The organism is Tumebacillus lacus (assembly GCF_026410385.1).
Lineage (GTDB): Bacteria > Bacillota > Bacilli > Tumebacillales > Tumebacillaceae > Tumebacillus > Tumebacillus lacus.
Window position 1 is genome coordinate 574,005 of sequence record NZ_JAPMLT010000001.1, and the last position, 19,714, is coordinate 593,718.

24 protein-coding genes are annotated in these 19,714 nt (G+C 56.6%); 10 read left to right on the plus strand and 14 right to left on the minus strand.

Features of this window, described 5'->3' with window-relative positions:
* Positions 1–37: 37 nt before the first annotated feature.
* Entirely contained in the window at positions 38–373 is a 336-nt protein-coding gene (locus OS242_RS02845) for a c-type cytochrome (RefSeq protein WP_267150133.1), read from the plus strand.
* A 547-nt stretch (positions 374–920) separates the two neighbouring features.
* Here the strand turns inward: OS242_RS02845 and OS242_RS02850 are convergent.
* Positions 921–1,712, minus strand: coding sequence for a CheR family methyltransferase (locus tag OS242_RS02850; protein WP_267150134.1), 792 nt, complete (start codon positions 1,710–1,712; stop codon positions 921–923).
* Between the two features lie 100 nt (positions 1,713–1,812).
* Here OS242_RS02850 and OS242_RS02855 point away from each other — a divergent pair, with 100 nt between their 5' ends.
* Positions 1,813–2,733, plus strand: coding sequence for a patatin-like phospholipase family protein (locus OS242_RS02855; RefSeq protein ID WP_267150135.1), 921 nt, complete (start codon positions 1,813–1,815; stop codon positions 2,731–2,733).
* 25 nt (positions 2,734–2,758) lie between these two features.
* Here the strand turns inward: OS242_RS02855 and ndk are convergent, their stop codons facing one another.
* From ndk to mtrB, 10 genes are all read right to left on the minus strand, one after another.
* The gene (ndk, locus tag OS242_RS02860; protein WP_267150416.1) at positions 2,759–3,199 is read right to left on the minus strand and encodes a nucleoside-diphosphate kinase; all 441 of its coding nucleotides are present in this window, start codon (positions 3,197–3,199) and stop codon (positions 2,759–2,761) included.
* Between the two features lie 107 nt (positions 3,200–3,306).
* Positions 3,307–4,272, minus strand: a complete 966-nt coding sequence (locus tag OS242_RS02865; RefSeq protein ID WP_267150136.1) for a polyprenyl synthetase family protein — start codon at positions 4,270–4,272, stop codon at positions 3,307–3,309.
* A gap of 12 nt (positions 4,273–4,284) precedes the next feature.
* Positions 4,285–5,373: a cyclic dehypoxanthinyl futalosine synthase gene (mqnC, locus tag OS242_RS02870; protein WP_267150137.1), complete on the minus strand. Its 1,089-nt coding sequence runs from the start codon at positions 5,371–5,373 to the stop codon at positions 4,285–4,287.
* The gene (locus OS242_RS02875; protein ID WP_267150138.1) at positions 5,370–6,257 is read right to left on the minus strand and encodes a menaquinone biosynthetic enzyme MqnA/MqnD family protein; all 888 of its coding nucleotides are present in this window, start codon (positions 6,255–6,257) and stop codon (positions 5,370–5,372) included. The genes mqnC and OS242_RS02875 overlap by 4 nt, the downstream gene beginning before the upstream one ends.
* Entirely contained in the window at positions 6,254–7,411 is a 1,158-nt protein-coding gene (gene mqnE, locus OS242_RS02880; protein WP_267150139.1) for an aminofutalosine synthase MqnE, read from the minus strand. Before mqnE ends, OS242_RS02875 begins: the two co-directional genes overlap by 4 nt.
* A gap of 17 nt (positions 7,412–7,428) precedes the next feature.
* Positions 7,429–8,040: a UbiX family flavin prenyltransferase gene (locus OS242_RS02885; RefSeq protein WP_267150140.1), complete on the minus strand. Its 612-nt coding sequence runs from the start codon at positions 8,038–8,040 to the stop codon at positions 7,429–7,431.
* 19 nt (positions 8,041–8,059) lie between these two features.
* Positions 8,060–8,797, minus strand: coding sequence for a demethylmenaquinone methyltransferase (locus OS242_RS02890; protein WP_267150141.1), 738 nt, complete (start codon positions 8,795–8,797; stop codon positions 8,060–8,062).
* Between the two features lie 19 nt (positions 8,798–8,816).
* Complete coding sequence (locus OS242_RS02895; protein WP_267150142.1) at positions 8,817–9,692, minus strand: heptaprenyl diphosphate synthase component 1; 876 nt, start codon at positions 9,690–9,692, stop codon at positions 8,817–8,819.
* Between the two features lie 203 nt (positions 9,693–9,895).
* Positions 9,896–10,384, minus strand: coding sequence for a hypothetical protein (locus tag OS242_RS02900; protein ID WP_267150143.1), 489 nt, complete (start codon positions 10,382–10,384; stop codon positions 9,896–9,898).
* A gap of 89 nt (positions 10,385–10,473) precedes the next feature.
* A complete protein-coding gene (gene mtrB / locus OS242_RS02905; protein ID WP_267150144.1) occupies positions 10,474–10,701 on the minus strand; it encodes a trp RNA-binding attenuation protein MtrB in 228 nt (75 codons plus the stop codon).
* A gap of 225 nt (positions 10,702–10,926) precedes the next feature.
* Here mtrB and OS242_RS02910 point away from each other — a divergent pair, with 225 nt between their 5' ends.
* Entirely contained in the window at positions 10,927–11,496 is a 570-nt protein-coding gene (locus OS242_RS02910) for a PilZ domain-containing protein (protein WP_267150145.1), read from the plus strand.
* 47 nt (positions 11,497–11,543) lie between these two features.
* Here OS242_RS02910 and OS242_RS02915 read toward each other — a convergent pair whose 3' ends face one another.
* Positions 11,544–12,257 (minus strand): SDR family oxidoreductase, encoded by a 714-nt coding sequence (locus OS242_RS02915; RefSeq protein WP_267150146.1) that lies wholly within the window; start codon positions 12,255–12,257, stop codon positions 11,544–11,546.
* 144 nt (positions 12,258–12,401) lie between these two features.
* On the opposite strand from OS242_RS02915, the gene OS242_RS02920 reads away from it, so the two are divergent.
* The 3 genes from OS242_RS02920 (at position 12,402) to OS242_RS02930 (ending at position 14,535) form a co-directional block, all read left to right on the plus strand.
* Positions 12,402–12,569 carry a hypothetical protein gene (locus OS242_RS02920; protein ID WP_267150147.1) on the plus strand — a complete coding sequence of 56 codons (168 nt, stop codon included), beginning with the start codon at positions 12,402–12,404 and terminating at the stop codon, positions 12,567–12,569.
* A 76-nt stretch (positions 12,570–12,645) separates the two neighbouring features.
* Complete coding sequence (locus OS242_RS02925) at positions 12,646–12,855, plus strand: DUF378 domain-containing protein (RefSeq protein ID WP_267150148.1); 210 nt, start codon at positions 12,646–12,648, stop codon at positions 12,853–12,855.
* A 171-nt stretch (positions 12,856–13,026) separates the two neighbouring features.
* On the plus strand, positions 13,027–14,535 hold the full coding sequence (locus OS242_RS02930; RefSeq protein WP_267150149.1) for a M36 family metallopeptidase: 1,509 nt from the start codon (positions 13,027–13,029) through the stop codon (positions 14,533–14,535).
* 52 nt (positions 14,536–14,587) lie between these two features.
* Here the strand turns inward: OS242_RS02930 and helD are convergent, their stop codons facing one another.
* Complete coding sequence (gene helD, locus OS242_RS02935) at positions 14,588–16,918, minus strand: RNA polymerase recycling motor HelD (RefSeq protein WP_267150150.1); 2,331 nt, start codon at positions 16,916–16,918, stop codon at positions 14,588–14,590.
* A 301-nt stretch (positions 16,919–17,219) separates the two neighbouring features.
* Between helD and OS242_RS02940 the strand changes: the two genes are divergently transcribed.
* Genes OS242_RS02940 through OS242_RS02955 form a run of 4 tightly spaced genes read left to right on the plus strand, consistent with a single transcriptional unit; the run spans position 17,220 to position 19,019 of the window.
* Entirely contained in the window at positions 17,220–17,807 is a 588-nt protein-coding gene (locus OS242_RS02940) for a TetR/AcrR family transcriptional regulator (RefSeq protein WP_267150151.1), read from the plus strand.
* 32 nt (positions 17,808–17,839) lie between these two features.
* Positions 17,840–18,181, plus strand: coding sequence for a DMT family transporter (locus OS242_RS02945; protein ID WP_267150152.1), 342 nt, complete (start codon positions 17,840–17,842; stop codon positions 18,179–18,181).
* Positions 18,181–18,495: a DMT family transporter gene (locus OS242_RS02950; protein WP_267150153.1), complete on the plus strand. Its 315-nt coding sequence runs from the start codon at positions 18,181–18,183 to the stop codon at positions 18,493–18,495. Before OS242_RS02945 ends, OS242_RS02950 begins: the two co-directional genes overlap by 1 nt.
* 53 nt (positions 18,496–18,548) lie before the next feature.
* Complete coding sequence (locus OS242_RS02955; RefSeq protein ID WP_267150154.1) at positions 18,549–19,019, plus strand: hypothetical protein; 471 nt, start codon at positions 18,549–18,551, stop codon at positions 19,017–19,019.
* A gap of 36 nt (positions 19,020–19,055) precedes the next feature.
* Here OS242_RS02955 and OS242_RS02960 read toward each other — a convergent pair whose 3' ends face one another.
* Positions 19,056–19,640, minus strand: coding sequence for a hypothetical protein (locus OS242_RS02960; protein ID WP_267150155.1), 585 nt, complete (start codon positions 19,638–19,640; stop codon positions 19,056–19,058).
* Positions 19,641–19,714 lie beyond the last annotated feature (74 nt).

The window sequence follows — 19,714 nt, forward strand, 5'->3', positions numbered from 1 at the left end:
TGGTAAAATGGGTGAGTAGAAGAAAGGAGTGTGAATTATGAGCGTTCGCGGTCTTTTACTGGTACTTTTCCTCTTCGCCATGGGTGTAACCTTCAGTGGCGTCGCTTCTTATTCGTCTACGGTCATTCAGCATCATGAAAAACCGGAGATCAGCGGTGAGAAACTGGCTGCACAAAACTGTGCATCCTGCCACGGTAAGGACTTCAAAGGCGGTGCCGGCCCGAGCTTGGTAGATCGTGGTTCGAAACTGTCCTCTGAAACCATCGCGCAGATCATCAAAGACGGCGTCGGCGGCGATATGCCGGGCGGCATCATCAAGGACGAAAAAGAAATTCAAGCTGTAGCCAAATACATCACCACCCTGGGTGAGTAATCAACTCCAGCACCCGAAAAAAAGGATTCCAGCCGTATCGCGATAGGCTGGAATCCTTTTTTCTATTTTGTCCTGCGCTTTGTCACATCCTGTTGGCTGCCAACACACGCAAAAGGGCTGTCCGAGATCGGACAGCCCTTTTCACGTTGGATGACAGGCCTTTCATGTATGCGAGATCTGCTTGTGCGTTGTGAGTGGAATGAGAGGTGCGTGGATCAGCTGTGTCATCTGACTCTTGCTCGGCAAAACTTGTATCAGGCCCTGCTCTATAAGCAAATGGCCTCCCTGCCCCCTATCAGTGGGGGTTCTCTTCTCAGTGGTCATTTAAATAAAACCTCCTGCCTTCTTTGACAGGAATTTAATGACCTCTCTGCTCTCTAATAGTATTCTATCCGTTATATTCCTCCCTGTAAAGGGGAGGAAGGGACGATTTGACTCCATTTTAGCCATAAATCAGCCGACAAAATACGTTTTTCTTCGACAAAAGACCGCCTTTATCGACAAAAAGGCGGCCGCATGAATAGGACAACAGTCCTCCAGCATAGGGTTACGGTGATACTTGACGTTGATAGAAGAATGTATCATACGTTTGAAACTGCAACGACTGCGGATTAAAGATCTGTTCTGTGCTGCCGACAAACAGGATCCCACCCGGTTTCAGGGCTGCCGAGAACTTCTTATAGAGCACCTCTTTGGCCGGCTCCGTGAAATAGATGATCACATTGCGGCAGACGATCAGGTCAAAGTCGGACTCGAACGGGTCCTCCAGCAGATTTTGCTTTTTAAACGTCACACAGCGCTTAATCTCATCAGCCACTGCAAAAGACTGCCCGTCGATCGGCTTGAAATACTTCTTCATAAACTCCGGCGGCACAAACTGCAACGAGCGCTGGTGATAGATGCCTCGCTTGGCCTTTTCAATGGCGTTGTCGTCGATGTCGGTCGCGATCACCTTCACGTCGGCCAGCGGCAGATATTTGCTGAGAATCATCGCCAGCGTGTACGGCTCTTCCCCGGTCGAACAGGCGGCGCTCCACACTTTCAGCCGCTTGGTCTTTTGCAAAAACTCCGGCACGATCCGCTCATCGACCACTTCCCAACGATTCGGGTTGCGGAAAAACTCCGACACGTTGATCGTCATCCGGTCGAGAAAATCATGATACAACCGCTTGTCCGCCTTCATCGCCTGAAAATAAGCGGCAAAATCGCGGAACCCTTCCTTGTCGCGAAGAGCGGTCAAGCGCCGCTGCATCTGCGGACGTTTGTATTTGCGCAAATCGATCTTCGAAAATTTCAGAATATCCTCCATAAACTGGTCAAATTCATCGAGAACTGCCATCGGACGAACCCTCTCCTTCGCACAAAAGCTTGCCTTGGTGGATGATACAATTCGCCCTGTTTTGACAAAATCCTGCCCCCGGCAGACAGGAGATGAAGCTTTGAAAATCGGATTGGCATTGAGCGGCGGCACACTGCGCGGAGCCGCCCACGCCGGCGTGCTGGAGGTGCTGACCCAAGCGGGCATCCGCCCCGACGTGATCGCCGGCTCCAGTGCCGGCAGCGTCGTCGCCGGCCTGTATGCCCACGGACTGCCGCCCAAGACGATCTCCCGGCTCGCAGGCGGATTGCAAGGACGGGAGTTGATCGACTGGACCACCTCGGTCGGCGACCTGCTGTGGACGGCTGTCCGACTGCCTTTTTACTGGCTGGGACTCTCCAAGGACTTGTCGAAAATGATCCCGATCGGCTTTGTGCGCGGCAACAAATTTGAAGAACACCTGAATCGCATGCTCCGACTCTCCCCTGCCCACGAGCCGATCCCGCTGCTGGTCACCGCCGTCGACCTCTACTCCGCCGAATCGGTCGTTTATACCGACTCTTCCCTTGTACCGCCCGCAGACAGCCGCTACGAGCCGCCCGGTACCGTCTTTTTGCCGATCACCGACCGTGCGGCCGCCATCCGCGCCTCCTGCTCGATGCCGGGCGTCTTTGCTCCTCGGGAACTGGATGGTCGCACGCTGATCGACGGCGCGATCCGCACCACGATCCCGGCCGAGCTGCTCTTTCAGGCGGGCTGTGACAAAGTGATCGCCGTTGACCTGCTCCACGCCGAACTGAGTCAGGTCCGGGTCCACACGTTCTTCGACGTCTTTTTGCGCAGTTGGGACATCATGGCGAACGACATCACCGCTCTTCAGTTGCGCGACGAGAACATCTTCTACATCCGACCTGCAATCCAAGGCGTCGGCTGGACCTCCTTTGAACGCATCGAGTACTGCATCGAGCAAGGCCGTCAAGCCGCGAGGGACGCCCTCCCGGCCATCCGCTCCTACCTGACAAAAAAGCCCCCTCGCCTGTAGCGAGGGGGCTTTCTCTGTGCGCGGATTAGATCCACTTGTTGATGGCTTTGTCGTAGGACAGCGCTTCGCCGCCGAACCACAGGCCGATTTCGCGCTCTGCGTTCTCCGGGGAGTCGGAGCCGTGGATGATGTTCATGCCAACGGAGATCGCGTAGTCGTTGCGGATGGTGCCCGGTGCTGCTGCGGACGGGTTGGTAGCGCCCATCATTGCGCGAGCGGTGGTGATGACGTTCTCGCCTTCCCATACCATGCCGAAGACCGGGGAGGAGGTGATGAAGTCGACCAGTTCGCCGAAGAACGGCTTGTCGGACAGCTCTGCGTAGTGGGACTCAGCCAGGGAACGATCCACTTGGATCAGTTTCGCGTTGACCAGTTTGAAGCCTTTTTTCTCAAAACGGGAAACGATTTCGCCGATCAGACCGCGTTGAACGCCGTCCGGCTTAACCATCAGAAAAGTTCTTTCCAATGCCATGATTCAAACACTCCTTTAAACATGCTTAGTTATGTACGTGACACAATCCTTGTCCATTTTACCAACTCAGGGAACGGAATGCAAACAAAAAACGCGATCCGCTAGTGATCGCGTTCATTGATGAAATGAGCAATGCCTTCCAGTTGACGACGAGCTTCGATCTTGGGCAGCTTGTCCAGAACGGCGAGGCACTTCTCCATGTACCGGTCTGCCAGCGCGGCCGCGTATTCCAGCCCGCCGGAGCGGTTGACGATCTCGATCGCCTCGATCGCTTCGCTGTCGGTGATCTCCGGGTGAATCAGCGTGCGCAGACGCTGTCGGTCCGGAGAGTGACGCAGCGCGTACAGCACCGGCAAGGTCAGATTGCCCTGACGCAGGTCGGAGCCGACCGGCTTGCCGAGTTTGGCAGCCGTCGAGGTCAGATCGAGGATGTCATCGATGATCTGAAACGCCATGCCCGCATAGTAGCCGTAACGCTCCAGCGCCCGGACGACCGGGCGCGGGCACTCGGCGACCAGCGCGCCCAGCTCGCAGGAGATCGACAGCAGCAACGCCGTCTTGCGCTTGATCCGGCGCAGATAGGTGCGCAAGTTTTGATCCACGTTGTAGAAATCGCGGATCTGCTCGATCTCGCCTTCGCACATCGAGACGATCGACTTGGACAAAAGTTGATGGACTTCGAGATTCGGTATGTCCGAGAGCAACCGCAGAGCGCGGGCAAAGATAAAATCGCCCGTGTACATCGCCATCCGATTGCCCCATTCAGCCTTCACCGTCGGCGTCCCCCGGCGGACCGACGCGTCGTCGATCACATCATCGTGAACCAGCGACGCCATATGGATCAACTCCAGCGACGCCGCCACCCGGGACAGCCGTTCCAGATCGTACGTGCCGAACTTGCCGGCCAGGAGCACAAAGACCGGCCGGATGCGCTTGCCGCCCGCTTTGAGCAGATGAGCCGACGCTTTTTTGAGGGGGCGTTGGGACGTATGCACTTCATCGAGGAGACGGCGCTCCACCGCGTCGATATCCGATTTGAGAGAAAAATAGATGTCCAGCAACTTCATTAAAAACCCGCCTTAGAAAACGTTGAGGATATTGTATTGGGTGTCGCGCTGCGCCGGAATGCGGCCAGCGTCACGAATGACGCGGATCAGCGCGGCTTTGTCCATGCGGTTATGAGCACCGGCTGCCGAGACCACGTTCTCCTCGATCATCGTCGAGCCCATGTCGTTGCAACCAAATTCGAGAGCGAGTTGGCCGATCTTCGGACCCATCGTCACCCAGGAAGCTTGGAAGTTTTTCACGTTGTCGATCATCAGACGGGAGATCGCCGTGTTCTTGAGGTATTCCACCGCCGTCGCACGCTCGCCTTTAAGCGCCGTGTTGTCCGGCTGGTACGTCCACGAGATGAACGCGGTGAAGCGGCCCGTCTTGTCCTGCTGATCGCGCACGCGCAGGAAGTGCAGCAGTCGCTCTTCAATCGACTCGCCAAAGCCGATGACCATCGTCGCGGTGGTGTTCATGCCGAGGCGTTGCGCCGCGTCATGCACATCCATCCACTCCGTCCACGACTCTTTGAGCTTGGAGATGCGCAGACGGGTGCGGTCGTCGAGGATCTCCGCACCGCCGCCCGGCAGCGAGTCCAGACCCGCTTCTTTGAGTTGGCGCAGCACTTCTTCGAGCGGCAGGCCGGACACTTGCACCATCTTGCGGATCTCCGCCGCCGAGAAGGAGTGCATCGTGATGTCAAAGCGGGACTTGATCTTGCGCAGGATGTCGGTGTACCAGGAGAACGGCAGGTTCGGGTGCGTCCCGCCCTGCATCAGGATCTCCGTGCCGCCGAGATCGACCGTCTCTTGGATCTTGTCGAAGATCTGTTCGTCGGTCAGCACATACGCGTCCGGCGATTTTTCCGTGCGATAGAACGCGCAGAAACGGCAGTAGGTATCGCAGATGTTCGTGTAGTTGATGTTTCGGTTGATCACAAACGTGCCCAGATTTTCCGGGTGTTGCTTGATCATCACTTGCTTGGCAGCCGCGCCCAGTTTGATCAGATCGTCGCTCGCATAGAGGATATGGCCGTCCTCAAGCGTCAGGCGCTCGCCTTGGAGCACTTTATCCAGAACTTCATCCACCTTCGTGGACTTCGTGTTTACGTTGATCATTCCTCGTCACCCCACAGTTCAACCTTTGCAGGCTTTTCGAGCAGTCCGTGACGGTGGGCCTTTTCGAAAAAGAGATCGGCCCCCGCCGCCAACTCCTCATTGAAATCATAGATCAGATTGCCGAAGTAATTGCGCCAGAACGATTCGCTTTGGCCGAGCATCCGTTGCGCCTCGCGCACGATCTCGTCCATGTCGGCCAACCCTTTGCGCTTTCCTTCCAAGAAAAAGCGGTGGATCTTGCGCACCTTTTCCGGGTTGGCGGTCAGCAGACGCTTGGGCACCGCGCAGACGGCAAACGTCATGTTGTGCCCGGTGCGGCGATACCACTCCTCACCCAGATCATAGACATAGCAGCCGTGATCCTGCAACGACCAATACAACGCTTGGTCGGCGATGAGCAGCGCACCTTCCGCCTCCTCCAGCATCTCCGGCAGATTGGGCTCCCGGGTGATGTAGGTCGGCGTGACCCCGATCTCAGCCAAGAGCACCTTCAGCAGGTTGACGCTCGACGCGGAGATGGAAGCCAATGCGACGGTGCAACCGTCGAGCTCTTCCAGCGGTCGCTTCGAGAAAAAGAAGATCGAGCCGACCGGACCTCCCGACGAGATTGACAGCCCGCGCAGAGCGACCATCGTATCGGCATGCTCGGCGTAGGCGAACGACGACACCAGACCGACATCGACCGCGCCCTCCGCCAGCCATTTGTTCAACTCGATGGGAGCACCCGGGTAATACTCGATGTCCGGGTCATTCTTCTCAAGAAAATGGCAGATCGGCAACGCATTTGTATACTTGATCTGGCCGACTCGCAGGATGTGTGCGTCGCCCTCTGCCCTTTCTGGTTCCGGTACGACGCTTACCGCGTACCGGAGTTCGGATGTCATGACAGCACCTGAAGTTCTTCCGCGACAGACGCGCCGCGCGGGGTTTCCGGGAAATCGGTGTTGACCACGTTGTAGAGCGTGTCTCGCTCAACCGGCGTGCGGCCCGCCTCCCGGATCAGTTTGACCAGATCGGATTTCGCCATCCCTTGCGAAGTTTGTGCGCCCGCTGCATGGTAGATCTTCTCTTCGACGACGTTGCCGTCAAGATCGTCCGCGCCAAACCACAGCGCGGTCTGCGCCAGTTTCTCACCGACCTGCATCCAGTACGTCTTGATGTGATCGATGTTGTCGAGATACAGACGCCCCACCGCGACCATCTTCAGATCGTCAAAACCGGTCGAAGTCGCGAGGTGCGGGTACTTTTTGATCAATTCGGTGTTGTCCGGGTGCCAAGACAGCGGGATAAACGTCTGGAAGCCGCCGGTGCGGTCTTGCAGATCGCGCAGACGGGTCATATGGTCAATGCGGTCTTCAATCGACTCGACATGGTTGTACAACAGCGTGCAGTTCGAACGCAGGCCGCGGGTATGGACGTATTCGTGCACTTCCAGCCAACGTTCAGCGCTCGTCTTATGGTCGCAGATGATCGAGCGCGGCTGGTCGGCAAAGATCTCCGCACCGCCGCCCGGCATCGAATCAAGGCCCGCATCGATCAGACGGTCGAGCACTTCCTTGACCGGCAGTTTGTTCACGCGGGTGAAATGGTCGATCTCGACGCCGGTGAAAGCCTTGATGTGCAAGTTCGGGCGCTTTCTCTTCACCATGCGCAGCAGGTCCTCGTAGTACTCGAGGCGCAGCGTCGGGTTGTTGCCGCCGACGATGTGCACTTCTGTAGCGTCAGGCGTGATCATGTCGACGCGGTGCTCCAGTTCCTCCATCGTCATCGTATAGGCGGCCGGATCTTTCATCCGCACGCCAAATGCGCAAAAATCGCACAGCGTCTGACAGATGTTGGTCGGATTGATATGGCGGTTCGTGTTGAAGTACGTCTTGGAACCGTGTTTCTTTTCCCGCACGTAGTTCGCCATGTGACCGAGCGCGATCAGGTCATTGGACGACATCAGTTTCACGCCGTCTTCAAACGTCAGTCGCTCTTCTCGCTGCACCTTGGCCCAGATGTCCGCGAACGGATGCTCTTTTCCGATGATTTCCACTGGTGTTTCCCTCCCGACTACTCTTGTTCGCGGTCTCCCCACCGCTTGAACAGAGCATGTTCGACTCGCAAAGCGTCCAACGCTTTGCCAACCACAAAATCAATCAAGTCATCCATCGTCTCCGGACGATGGTAAAAGCCTGGCATCGCCGGCACGATCTTGGCACCGGCATCCGCACAGGCGAGCATGTTTTTTAAATGGATCTTATTGAACGGGGTCTCGCGAGGTACGAGAATGAGCGGCCGCCCCTCCTTGAGATGAGTGTCGGCCGCACGTTCGAGCAGATTGTCGGAGGCGCCGCCGGCGATGGCCGACAGCGTGCCCATCGAGCAAGGGATCACGATCATGCCTTCCGTGATGTGCGACCCGCTCGCCACCGGCGAACCGTAGTCGCGTCCCTCGGGAATCAGGAGATCCGCGTCCTCCGGCAGGTTGAACCAGCGTGGGATCGCCGCCCGGTCACCCGGTGTGATGTCCCAGCCCATCTCCAGACGAAACACCTGCCACACCGACTCGGTGATCAACAGATGCACGCGATGCCCCTGCCGACACAGCTCTTGGACGAGGCGGATCGCGTAGACCGCGCCGCTCGCGCCCGACATGCCGACCACGTATTCCTTTTTCCGCATGAGTTCGCCCTCCGTCTGTTTACTCCGGTTTGCGTCCGATGTGCAGGGCGCAGATGCCGCCGAAGAAGTTGGTCACCTGCACATGCTCAAGGCCCACTTCTTCGAAGATTTTTTTCAATTCCTTTTGATCCGGGAAATGAGTCAGCGACTCCGGCAACCAGCTGTACGAGATGCTGTCGCGGGACGCGAGGCTTCCGATCATCGGCAGGATCTTATAGAAATAGAAGAAATAAAGCGCTCGGAACGGCTTCCAAACAGGCTTGGACAGCTCCAGAGACACGACGAGACCGCCCGGTTTGACGACGCGCATCATCTCGGACAGCACCTTGCGGATATCCGGCACGTTGCGCAGGGCAAAACCGATGGTCGAGTAGTGGAACGTATTGTCCTCATAAGGCAGATCCATCGCGTTGCCGTAGATCATCGAGGTCTGCTTTTCCACGCCGGCCGCTTCGATCTTCGGGTACGAGTAGCGCAGCATCTCCTGCGAGAAATCGAGCCCGACCACTTTGCCCTCGGAGCCGACCTGCTGAGCGATTGCGATCGCCCAGTCGCCGGTGCCGGTGCACACGTCGATCGCCGACTGACCCGGACGGATGTTCATCTTTTTCATCGTGATCTTGCGCCAACGCTTGTGGAACCCGGCAGACAGCACGGAGTTCATCAGATCGTACCGCTTGGCGATGCGCTCAAACACGTAATGTACTTTTTCTTCTTTGTTTTGAAATTCCGACTTACTCGCAGTTTTGTTGCTCATGCTGGTATCGCTCCCTCTTCTAGCCCTCTTCGGCTCGCCACGTCACCGGCTGATAGTCGGACAACCGCCCGATCAGCCCTTGCAGGTCGTCCGCCAGCTCCGGGAATGCCCGGAGCGAATGCTCGGCGAGGCCGAGGCTTTTTTCCAGCAGACGAGCGACTTCGCCAGATGTTCCATATTTCACATGAAGGGACAGCAGTCGAGTCTCAGCACCTGTACGCGACAGGTTTTTCAAGAAACGGCGCTCCTCCGACGTGCCGTGCTGCCACACGAGCAGAGCGGTCAACGTCCGCGCCGGGGTCGTGGCGTGATCGCGCAGTTCGCGGTGCAACACCGCCGCCCGCACCATCGCCTCCGTCAGCTCCGCGAGATCGGCGCGGTCCGGCAGACAGGCTTTCAACAGGCCCTGCAACAGGCCGCCGTACACCGTCTCCTGCAGAAGCAGATAGCGCTCGATGCCCATCGACATGTCGTACGGGTCGCGTGCCAGTTCCACCTTCGCCTCGTTGATCGATTGGATCGCCTCGGCGAACCGCCCCATCAACGCGATCTGACCGCTCTCGGCCAGCAAGCGGTAATATTTGCTCGAATAGTAGGCGCCGGCGAGAACGCCGAGCTGCCGATATTTTTCATTGTCGCGGGCGGCCAGTCGCTCGATCTCCTCGTGCAACGCCAACCCGTGATGGATCAAAAGCAGCGTGCTGACCGCTGCCTGTGCCTGATGAGCTGGCAGCCCCGCTTCGTTTGCGATCAACGTCGCAAGCAACAGCGGCAGTTCCTCCAACTCAGGTGCCCGAAAATAGCCGGACAAGTAGGCGTGATCCATTTCCGCGTGTATCAGGGAACGCACGTCGCCGACGCACACATCTCTTTCGGATCTTTGTTGTACTTGCACCGTCTCCATCTCCTACTCGAACTCCACCAGCCTGGTATACATAAAAAAGGCTATGAGAAGCCCTAGGATTCAAATCTCATAGATCAACTTTAACATGTCTGTTTTCGACAGGAAATATGAAATCACTTCCCGTCCAGTATAACATAACAATTCGGGTAGGGAATACAAAAAAGCGCGAGAGCATCCCCGCGCCGACTTCCTCCTCAACGATACTCCGACACCCGCAGTTTGCTGCGAACGAACGACTCCACACCCTCGCTACCCGGCTTTGGCGCGTCGAGCAGATCGGCCCGCTTGGCCGCCACGGAAAACACTACCCGCTCCGGCTGTTCATTGGTGACGACGCGCACCTCGACCGCGGCATTTTGCGGCACGCCGACCAAAAAGCGGTAGACGATGCGATAGACGTCTTGCCACGGCCGCTCCTTCTTAAGCGAAACGGCAGGCACCGACAGCCAGACGGTCAATTGCTCCCCTTCCCACGATACTTTGCGCAGCGAGCTTTTGAGCGGCATCTGTCCGAGTTCGTCGACAACGCCTTCCATCTTTGTCACCGGTACATCGCGCCCGTCTTGCATTTTTTGCAAAAACGCGTCTCCGCCCCAACGGTCCAGCGCCTGCTCCGGCAGGAACGAGAGCGAGACGGCCAACATCACCGAGAGCAGGAGCGCAGCCAGCATCCCTTTGGACATGCAGGCGACCCCCTTTCCCTACGATGTTTATGAACGAAAAAGAGCAGACATGTCCGTCTGCTCCGCTGTCTTTCCTATTCATGGTACTCTTAATTGTTGTCTCCCGCCTCGATCGAACCAAATTTAGTCCAGATCGTCGCCTTGCCGCGTATCTTTACCGCAGACGTGTGCTCGGTAAACTCGGCGATCATCACTTCGCCGCGGTCGAGCTTTTCCGCGTGATGAAATCGAGTGTCCTGACCGCGTGTCAAGCCGATCACCTGCACCCCGTTTTCCTTGGCTTTTATCACAAAATAATCGGTTTGATGATTCGTCATGATCCATCCCCGCCCTTCAAATTTCGAAAATAGTATACCACTGGAATCCAGAACGAGCAAATCGTGACAAAACTTAGTGAAAATCGGCAGAATTTGTCGCAAAGGCAGTTTCCATTTTTAATAGAATGAGTTATGATAGTTAACAACGGATTATTTTAAGGTACAGTTTCACAAAACTGTAGATTAAGGGTCTAAAATTGTAATTGGGGAGAGGAGTTGCCTGCGATGAGCATGTTCGAAGGCGCGAATATTCTTGTCAGTTCCACCAACTATTCCAATATGGGACAGATTTTCTTTGAACAGGGTGAACTGTTCGACGTCGTGTTCCCGACCGCTGCCAACCTGCAGATCGGCGATCCGGTCACCGCGACTGTCTACCATAAAAATGGGATCTTGACTTTCCAGTCGACCGTTATCGGCACTCTTGAAGAACGTATTCTGTTGATCAAACCGCACCGTGAGGCCAACCTGTCCGACCGCCGCGAGCACCCGCGTTATGAAGTCAACCTCGAAGGCACCGTCAGCTCGCAGTCCAAAGGCGATCTGAACGCCAAGATCCTCGACGTCTCCTTCGGCGGCGTGCGCGTCGAGTCTGACAAATTCTTGGAGCAAGGCACCGAGATCTCCGTTTCGATCGACGGCGACACGCACATCGACGCGACCGGCATCGTCCGCCGCGTGCAGCTCAAAAATGGAGTCTTTGAATTCGGCATCGAATTTATCCACACTCCGGAGCTGAAAAAGAGCCTTGAGGAATACCTCAACCGCTTCGAAGCGACGCAAAACGTCAACTGACACAAGAAAACAACCCCGCACCTCGGCAACGAGATGCGGGGATTTTTTTATGCGCCTGCTCCGTCCGGCCGCAGCACGAGATGTGCCGTCTGCACGTCGCTCTCTTGCATCAACAGATAGCGTACGCTGTCGGCCACCGTCTCCGGCTTCAGTCCGTGCGGTTTGTTGTAGGCAGGTGTGCCGGCAAAATCGGTCTGGGTCTCCCCCGGAGCCACCACCGCCACGCGGATGCCGTAGCGACGCCCCTCTTGACGCAGCGCTTCCGACAGCCCGTTCACGCCCCACTTGCTGGCGGAAAACGCGGCGCTGTGCGGCAACGCCTCCTGACCGAGCACAGCCGACACGTTGACGATCTGACCGCCCCCGTTGCGCTTCATGTGTGCAAACGCGACCTGGCACATGAAGATCACCGCCTTGAGATTGGTGTCGATCATCTCGTCGACACAAGCGACGGGCGTCTCCTCGATCCCCGCAAACAGGCCGACACCGGCGTTGTTGACCACGATCTCGATCCGGCCATAGCGCTCGGCCGCCACTTCAAACAACCGCTCCACCTCCAGCGGATCGCGGATGTCGCACGCGACAGCCAGCAGCCGCCGTCCAGCCTGCATCTCCTCTTGCAAACGCTCGAGACCCACCTCGTTGCGAGCGACAGCGACCACCTGGGCCCCTGCCTCGAGCAGCGTTCTGACGATCTCGCGGCCGATGCCCTGACCTGCCCCCGTGACAATCGCGGTTTGCCCCGCTATACGCCGCGCCATGCCTTCTCCCTCTCTTTCTCTCCTTCAGATACATAAAGTATAGCAAGAAAGGCAGAAATAGGTAAGAGGGCGCATCCGCTCCCGATCCTGCGGTCATACTAGTTGAGGTAATGTGCAGATCTTTCGAGGAAAGAGGCGTCTGAGATGAACGTTGAACCGAATGAAGTCAGACCGTCACAGCCTGAGATCGACTTGGAAAAGCGCAGCGGCAAATCGTTGGACGGACTGAACTACCAGCCCTCCAAAGGATATATGCCGACGGCCAATCCAAAAACGGACGACTCCGAGAATCACGGCGAGCGGCACTCCTGACATTATTTCCAGTCATATTGGGACACGCACTGGAGAAGTCTATAGGTACGCCTTTAGGCAGAAAGGAGGGGGATGAATGGATCGTCTTGCTCTGATTCTGGTGATCGTAGGTGCCCTCAACTGGTTGCTGGTCGGCCTGTTCCAGTGGGACCTCGTGGCAGCTTTGCTCGGCGGTGCTGACTCTTGGCTCGCCCGCACTGTCTACACGCTGGTCGGGATCGCAGGCCTGTACTCGCTGACTCTGCTGTTCCGCGACACGAACAAAACACAACGTAACGCGCGTTAATTGAAAGATTTGGGTGCAAGCCCCTCTCATGATGAGAGGGGCTTTTTTTTGTTCGTATGTTAAACAACTCGCGAGCAAATATAAAATTTACGAAAACTATTGCTTCCTCCCGCTGAAAACCGTAAAATTATTGTGAAAAGATAGAAAAAACACAAAGGGAGGAAACACCCAATGAAAAAACAATTTGCAGTCGCTCTGGCAACTGCCGTCATCCTGACCTCTGCTGTTCCGGCTGCTTTTGCACAAAGCGGCGCACCGGTAGCAACTCCGGCCGTCGCAACTGTCGACGCGAAAACGGCAGCTGACGCGTTCCTGAAGCAAAACGCCGGCAAGTACGAACTGAAAGCTGACCTGTCCGACCTGCAGTACGTGACGACCGTCCGCACTGACGCGGCAGACTACGTCCGCTACCAACAAACCTACGGCGGCAAGGAAGTCTTCTACAACCAAGTCACCGTCACCCTCGACAAAGCGGGCAACGCGGTTCTGGTCACCTCCGACTACGCACCGAACCTGACCGCTGAGACCACCAAGAAAAACATCACCGAAAACGAAGCGGAAGGCCTCGCTCTCGGTCACACCAAGATCAAAAACCTCGCGAGCGCAGCATCCCGCAAATTCGGTTACATCGTCCAGGACAAGAAGCTTGTTCCGGCATACAAAGTGACCACCGTTTCGGCGATCGCAGAAGAAGGCGAGTTCGAAACCTACGTCCACGCTGGCACCGGCGCGATCATCAAATCCCGTGACCTGCGTCAAAAAGTCAACGGCACCGGCAAAGTCTTCCTGCCGAACCCGGTCGTCTCTTCCGGCAACGTCAACCTGACGGACAACAACAACGCCGACTACGACCTGCTGACCAACGAACTGAAAACGGTCACCCTCCAAGGGCTCGACGGTTCCGGCTATCTGACGGGCCAATATGTCTCGATCAGCAACAAAAAATCGAAAACCTTCTCTTCGAGCTTCGTCTACAACTACACCCGCAGCTCTGCGCACTTCGAGAACACCAACGTGTACTACCACCTCGACTCGCTGCAACGCTACATCCAGTCGATCGGCTTCAACAACATCAACAACCGCTCGATCGTAGCGAACGTCAACGGCACCACCGCTGACAACTCCTACTACTCCCCGTCCACCAAGGCTCTGACCTTCGGCACCGGCGGCGTAGACGACGCGGAAGACGCAGGCGTTATCGTCCACGAGTACGGTCACTCCATCCAGGACAACCAAGTTCCGGGCTTCGGCAACTCTGCTGAAGGCGGCGCGATGGGCGAAGCGTTCGGCGACTTCCTCGGCGCGACCTACGAGTCGTTCCTCAAGCCGGACCCGAAATTTGATCCGGTTGTCGCCGAGTGGGACGCAGTCTCCTACTCCTCGGACAACCCGCCGAACCTCCGTCGTCTGGACGAAGGCAAAGTCTACCCGCAAGACTGGCAAGGCGAAGTCCACGCGGACGGCGAGATCTGGTCGCAAGGCGAGTACGAAATGGCGAAAGCATTCGGCCGCGACATCGCGACCCGCATCATCCTGCAGTCCCACTGGTCGCTCACCCCGAACGCTACGTTCAACGACGGCGCTCGTGCGATCAAAGCAGCCGACCAACTGCTCTACGGCGGTTCCCACGCAGCTCAAATCGACGCGATCTGGGCAGCACGCGGCATCTCCACCAACTAATTTTCAAAAGCGATACAAAAAAGGCGACCTCCGGGTCGCCTTTTTATTTGCTCTATGTCAGCCGTTCATAACTCCCCGACTCCACACCCGCCAAAAACTCGCTTACCGTACCCACCGTGAACAGGTGCAGCTCATGCATCGCCCGCGTGCAGGCCGTATAGAACAATTTGCGCTCGCTCTCCCGTCCGTACCGCTCCTGCGACGTGTTGTAGAGGAGGACCGCGTCAAACTCCATCCCTTTGGCCAGATACGACGGGATCACGATCACCCCGGCTTCAAAACCGCCGGTCTCCATCCCGATCAGCCGCACATCGACCGCGCCTTTCAGGCGCTCATACGCAGCCCGGCTCTCCTCCGCCGTCTTGCAGATCACCGCCACCGTCTGATGCCCGGCCTCCTGCAGATCGCGGATGCGAGCTGCCACCTTTGCCGCCAGATCCTGCTCATCGGCCGCCTGCGTCAACGTCGGCTTCGACCCGTGCCGGTTGAACGGCTCGATCTCATCCCCGCCCTCGATCAGCCCGCTGGCAAACTCGATGATCTCCCGCGTCGACCGGTAGCTTCTGCGCAACACGATCCGCTTCGTCTCGCCTTCCTCAAACAGTTCTGACAGCGCAGCAAACCGATCCCCGCCCTGCGCATGGGCAAAAATCGACTGGTTCAAATCCCCGAGCACCGTCATCTTCGCATGCGGGAACAGCCGACGCAAAAACGCAAACTGAAACTCCGTATAATCCTGCGCCTCATCGACAAACACATGCCGCACCTGCGTGTTGGTCTGGAAGCCCTCGATGCGCTCCTTCAAATACAAGAACGGCGTCGCATCCTCATACGCCAGCTTCCCATGCTCCAGCCGCTCCACCGTCTGCGCGCACATCTCTTCCCAATGCGCCGTCTCCCCGGCCTTTTTTTGTTGCAGGAAAAATTGACGGTACACGGCGGGCAGATTCAAAAACCGCAACTGATTGATCCCGCGCCGCAACGGTTTGAAATATTTCTGCACCACCATCTCGCCCAGAACATCCAACTCGCGGGCAAAGTCGTCAAACGAGTTTTCCGAATACCGCTTCTCCTTCCGCAGACGGTTGTGCGCGCGCTGGTACTGCTCCTTATCCATCAGCTCGGCCTCTTCCTCCACCCACGGCTCGTTGCGCATCTCCTCCGCCTTGACGTTAAGCTCTTCCAGCAGCAGATCGGCCAACGCCCGCATCCGGTGCGGAAACACCGAGATATCGTCGATCCCGTAAAACAGCTCCTTGATCCGCTCCCTCGGGATCAGCACCTCACCCCGGAACTTGATCGCCCGGAAGATCAGCCCCCCTTGCGCGAGCCGGTCCAAATACTCCTCCATCGCTGTCAGCAACCGGGTCGACGCCTTGTATTTGATGCCTTCCACCCTGGCCTCGTACCCTAGCTCGTTCATCGCCGTCAGCGTATACTCCATCTGCTCAAACGGGTCTTCCACTTGGAACATCTTGCCGAGCCGCCGCTCCAGATACTCCTGGAACGTCGTCTGCTGCATATTTTCCTCCCCCAACTCCGGGAGCACCGTCGACACGTACGAGTTGAACATCGGATTTGGCGAGAACAGCACGATCTGCTGGGCGCTGAGCGTCTCCCGATAGCGGTACAACAGATACGCCACCCGCTGCAACGCCGCCGACGTCTTGCCGCTGCCGGCCGCGCCTTGGACGACCAGCATCTTGCTCCGTTCGTCACGGATGATCTGATTTTGCTCCCGTTGAATCGTTGCGACGATGCTCTTCATCTGCGCATCCCCGTGCTTGCCCAGCACCTCCTGCAACAGTTCGTCGCCGATCGTCACCCCCGTGTCAAACAGCGACACGATCTCTGCATCGCGGATCACATACTGCCGCTTCAGATCGATCCTCCCCGCGACCGTCCCGCCCGGCGTCTCATACTCCGCCGGACCCGGCCCATAGTCGTAGTAGAGACTCGACACGGGTGCCCGCCAGTCGTATACGAGAAAATTCTCCTGCTCCTCATCGAGCACCGTGCCGATCCCGAGGTAGATCTGCTCGGCCGACGACTCGCTCTCTTCCGCAAAATCGATCCGTCCAAAATAAGGCGACCTGCGCAGCCGTTGCAATTTTTTCAACTGCGTTTGCGCCAGCCGGTGATTGCGTTCATGTTCGGACAGGACGTCCGCCTGTTGCTTCATGCTGCGGTACGTCTCATACATCTCTCCGGCGTCGCTGAAATTGAGCTTGACGTCATCCCAGAAGTTTTTCCGAATGTCGACGATATCGGCCCGCACTTCGCCGACTTGTTGCTCCAGCGACTCCATCTGCTGGTCGATCTCTTGTACCACTTGATCGACGCGCTGTTGCTCTTCCTGCCACTCTCGTTCCGTCATGCTCATCCCGATTCGCCCCTCTTCCGAAAAAATATGCATCCTCCATTGACAGAGCCCTTATATTCGGGTATAATGATAATGGGTTTAGAATATTTTCGATATGTATTACATAAGAAATGACCGTTTTCCATTGTACCACAGCAACGATTGGAAATCAATTTCAACACACACGTCAAGGGACCGATATCGGTCCCTTTTTTATTTGCCCCTATTATGTGGAGCCTCTGCAAGGATCATCCTTGACATCCGGCAATCGAAGGAGCATAGTATTACCTAACTACTATTAGTTAGGCAGGTGCCTCCCTTTATGACAGACACCCCGACCCGGCTCAAACAGGTCGCCCTCGCCCATTTTGCCCACTTTGGCTATGAAGGCGCGTCGATCAATGAGATCGCTCGCGAGGTCGGCATCAAAACGCCGTCGGTGTACGCGCATTTTAAAGGAAAAGAAGAGCTGTTCCTCACCGTCATCCAAGAGATCGCGGCAGACGAGATGCAGTTCATCACGCACTACTTCGCAGACAACGCCGACCAACCGCTGCCCGACCGCTTGCACCATCTGCTCCTGCGCTACAAAGAACTGTACGAACAGGACGTCAAAACAAAATTCTGGCTGCGCATGTCCTTCTTCCCCCCGGATCATCTGCACGACCGGGTGATGGAGCTGTTGTACAACTACCTCGACACCTTCGAGCAGATCGTCACCGCCCTCTTTGATCGTGCGATCCAGGAGCAGATCATCGCGCCCGTCGGACCCGATCGTGCAGCAGCAGCCTACCTGTGCCTGCTCGACGGCGTCTTTGTCGAGATGTTATACGGCGGGCCGGAACGGTGCATGAAGCGTTTGGATGCTTCTTGGCATATCTTCTGGCGCGGACTGTCCATCGAAACATAGAGAAGAGAAACGAGAGAAAGCAGGGAGAGAAAATGAATCGAGCTTGGTTGATGATCATCGTAGCCGGATTGCTCGAAGTGGTCTGGGTCTCCGGGTTAAAACACTCCACCACCCTTCTGGGCTGGATCGGCACGGCCGCACTGATCCTGTTCTCCTTCTACATCATGATCAAAACATTCAGAGTCCTGCCGGTCGGCACCGTCTATGCGGTTTTCACCGGCCTTGGCACCGCCGGCACGGTCGCGGGTGAGATGCTGTTCTTTGACGAGCCCTTTGACCCGGTCAAAGTATCGTTGATCCTCGTGCTGCTGATCGGCGTGATCGGGCTGAAGATCGTCACCGGCGAAACGCAAACAAAAGGAGGCGACGCCTGATGGGCTGGCTCTATCTCGTCCTCGCCGGCTCCTTCGAGGTGCTCGGCGTTATCGGCATGAACCGGATCAAATTGAACAAAGGCTGGAGTTCCTACGTGATCGCAGCCATCGCCTTCTGCGGCAGTTTCACCTTCCTGACGCTCGCCATGCAGACGATCTCGATGGGCACCGCCTACGCCGTCTGGACGGGCATCGGCACCGTCGGCGCCACACTGCTCGGCATGATTCTCTACAACGAATCGAAAGACTGGCGACGCATCCTCTTCATGTCGATGATCCTCGCCTCCGCCGTCGGTTTAAAATTGATTTCCTAGACACACCCTATCCAAGGTGAAATAAACTCCGCTTTCCGCAGGAGGTTCCTTCGATGAGTGTTAAAACGTTGCAACTGATCCTCTTGACTGCGCCTTGGTTTTCGCTTTTTTTCTTGGATAAGAACACAATCAAACGATACATGCCGACCACGATCTTCACTGCCCTGCTCATGACGATCAACTTCCAGATCGCCTACGCGTACGGCTGGTGGGAGATCCACCAGTCCATCGTCCCTTGGGGCTATATGATCGACGCCAGCTTTGCATACGGCATCTTTGCCGTCGGCACGTTTTGGATCTTCTATCTCACGTCGCATCGGTTCGCGCTGTATGTGTTGAGCAACTTGGTCATGGATGCGCTGTTTTCGTTCGCAGTATTCCCTCTGCTCACACGGATCGGCATCGCGACGCTGAAAAACATCACAGCCTGGCAGTACTTCTTCGTGATCTTCGGGCTCTCGTTCGTCATCTACGGCTACCACAAATGGCAGGAGAAGATCTTCATCCCGTTGGCTCCCAAATAAAAAATACCGCGATCTCTCGCGGTATTTTCTTATGTATTACAACTCAACTTTCCGTTTCTTCGGGAACACCGTATACGACCACGACACCACCGTATCCACCGCAAACACAATGCCCCACACGCGGGCCACTTTATCGGCCGTCTCGTTGTCGTACCAATGGTCGGGGCTGGCAGACAGCCCGTACATGACCAAAAACATCCCGTTCACGGCCGCGTAGATCAACAGATGCGTCAACCACCCGCGACGCTCGCTGCGAGCTTTCGCGGCACCGTATTTGTAATCATCCAACTCCGCCGGAATCGGTTGCCCCTTCAGCCGCAAGACCTGACTCTTCATCCAGAGATCGATGCGGCGCATCCCCTCCTTCCCCTGCACGAGAACGTACAGGACCACCGCAACAATCACGATCTGATACGCAGAGATCTGCCCCGTCTCCTGATAGTCGATCACACCCAGCGCGACAATCCAGAACTCATTGAGCAGTCCCACCCCCAGCACAAACAGGCTCCCCCGCTCCCATCCCCACATATAGCGCAGCAGGAAAAAACCGGCCACGCACGCATAAAAGAGCAACTCCGCCCCGATCAGCAACTCCCAGCGGTGGTCTGCTATCCATTCCATGTAGAACAATCCCCTCTCTTGACTATCCTTCTACTGCAAAAATCTCAATAAAAAAAACAGTTGACGACACCAAC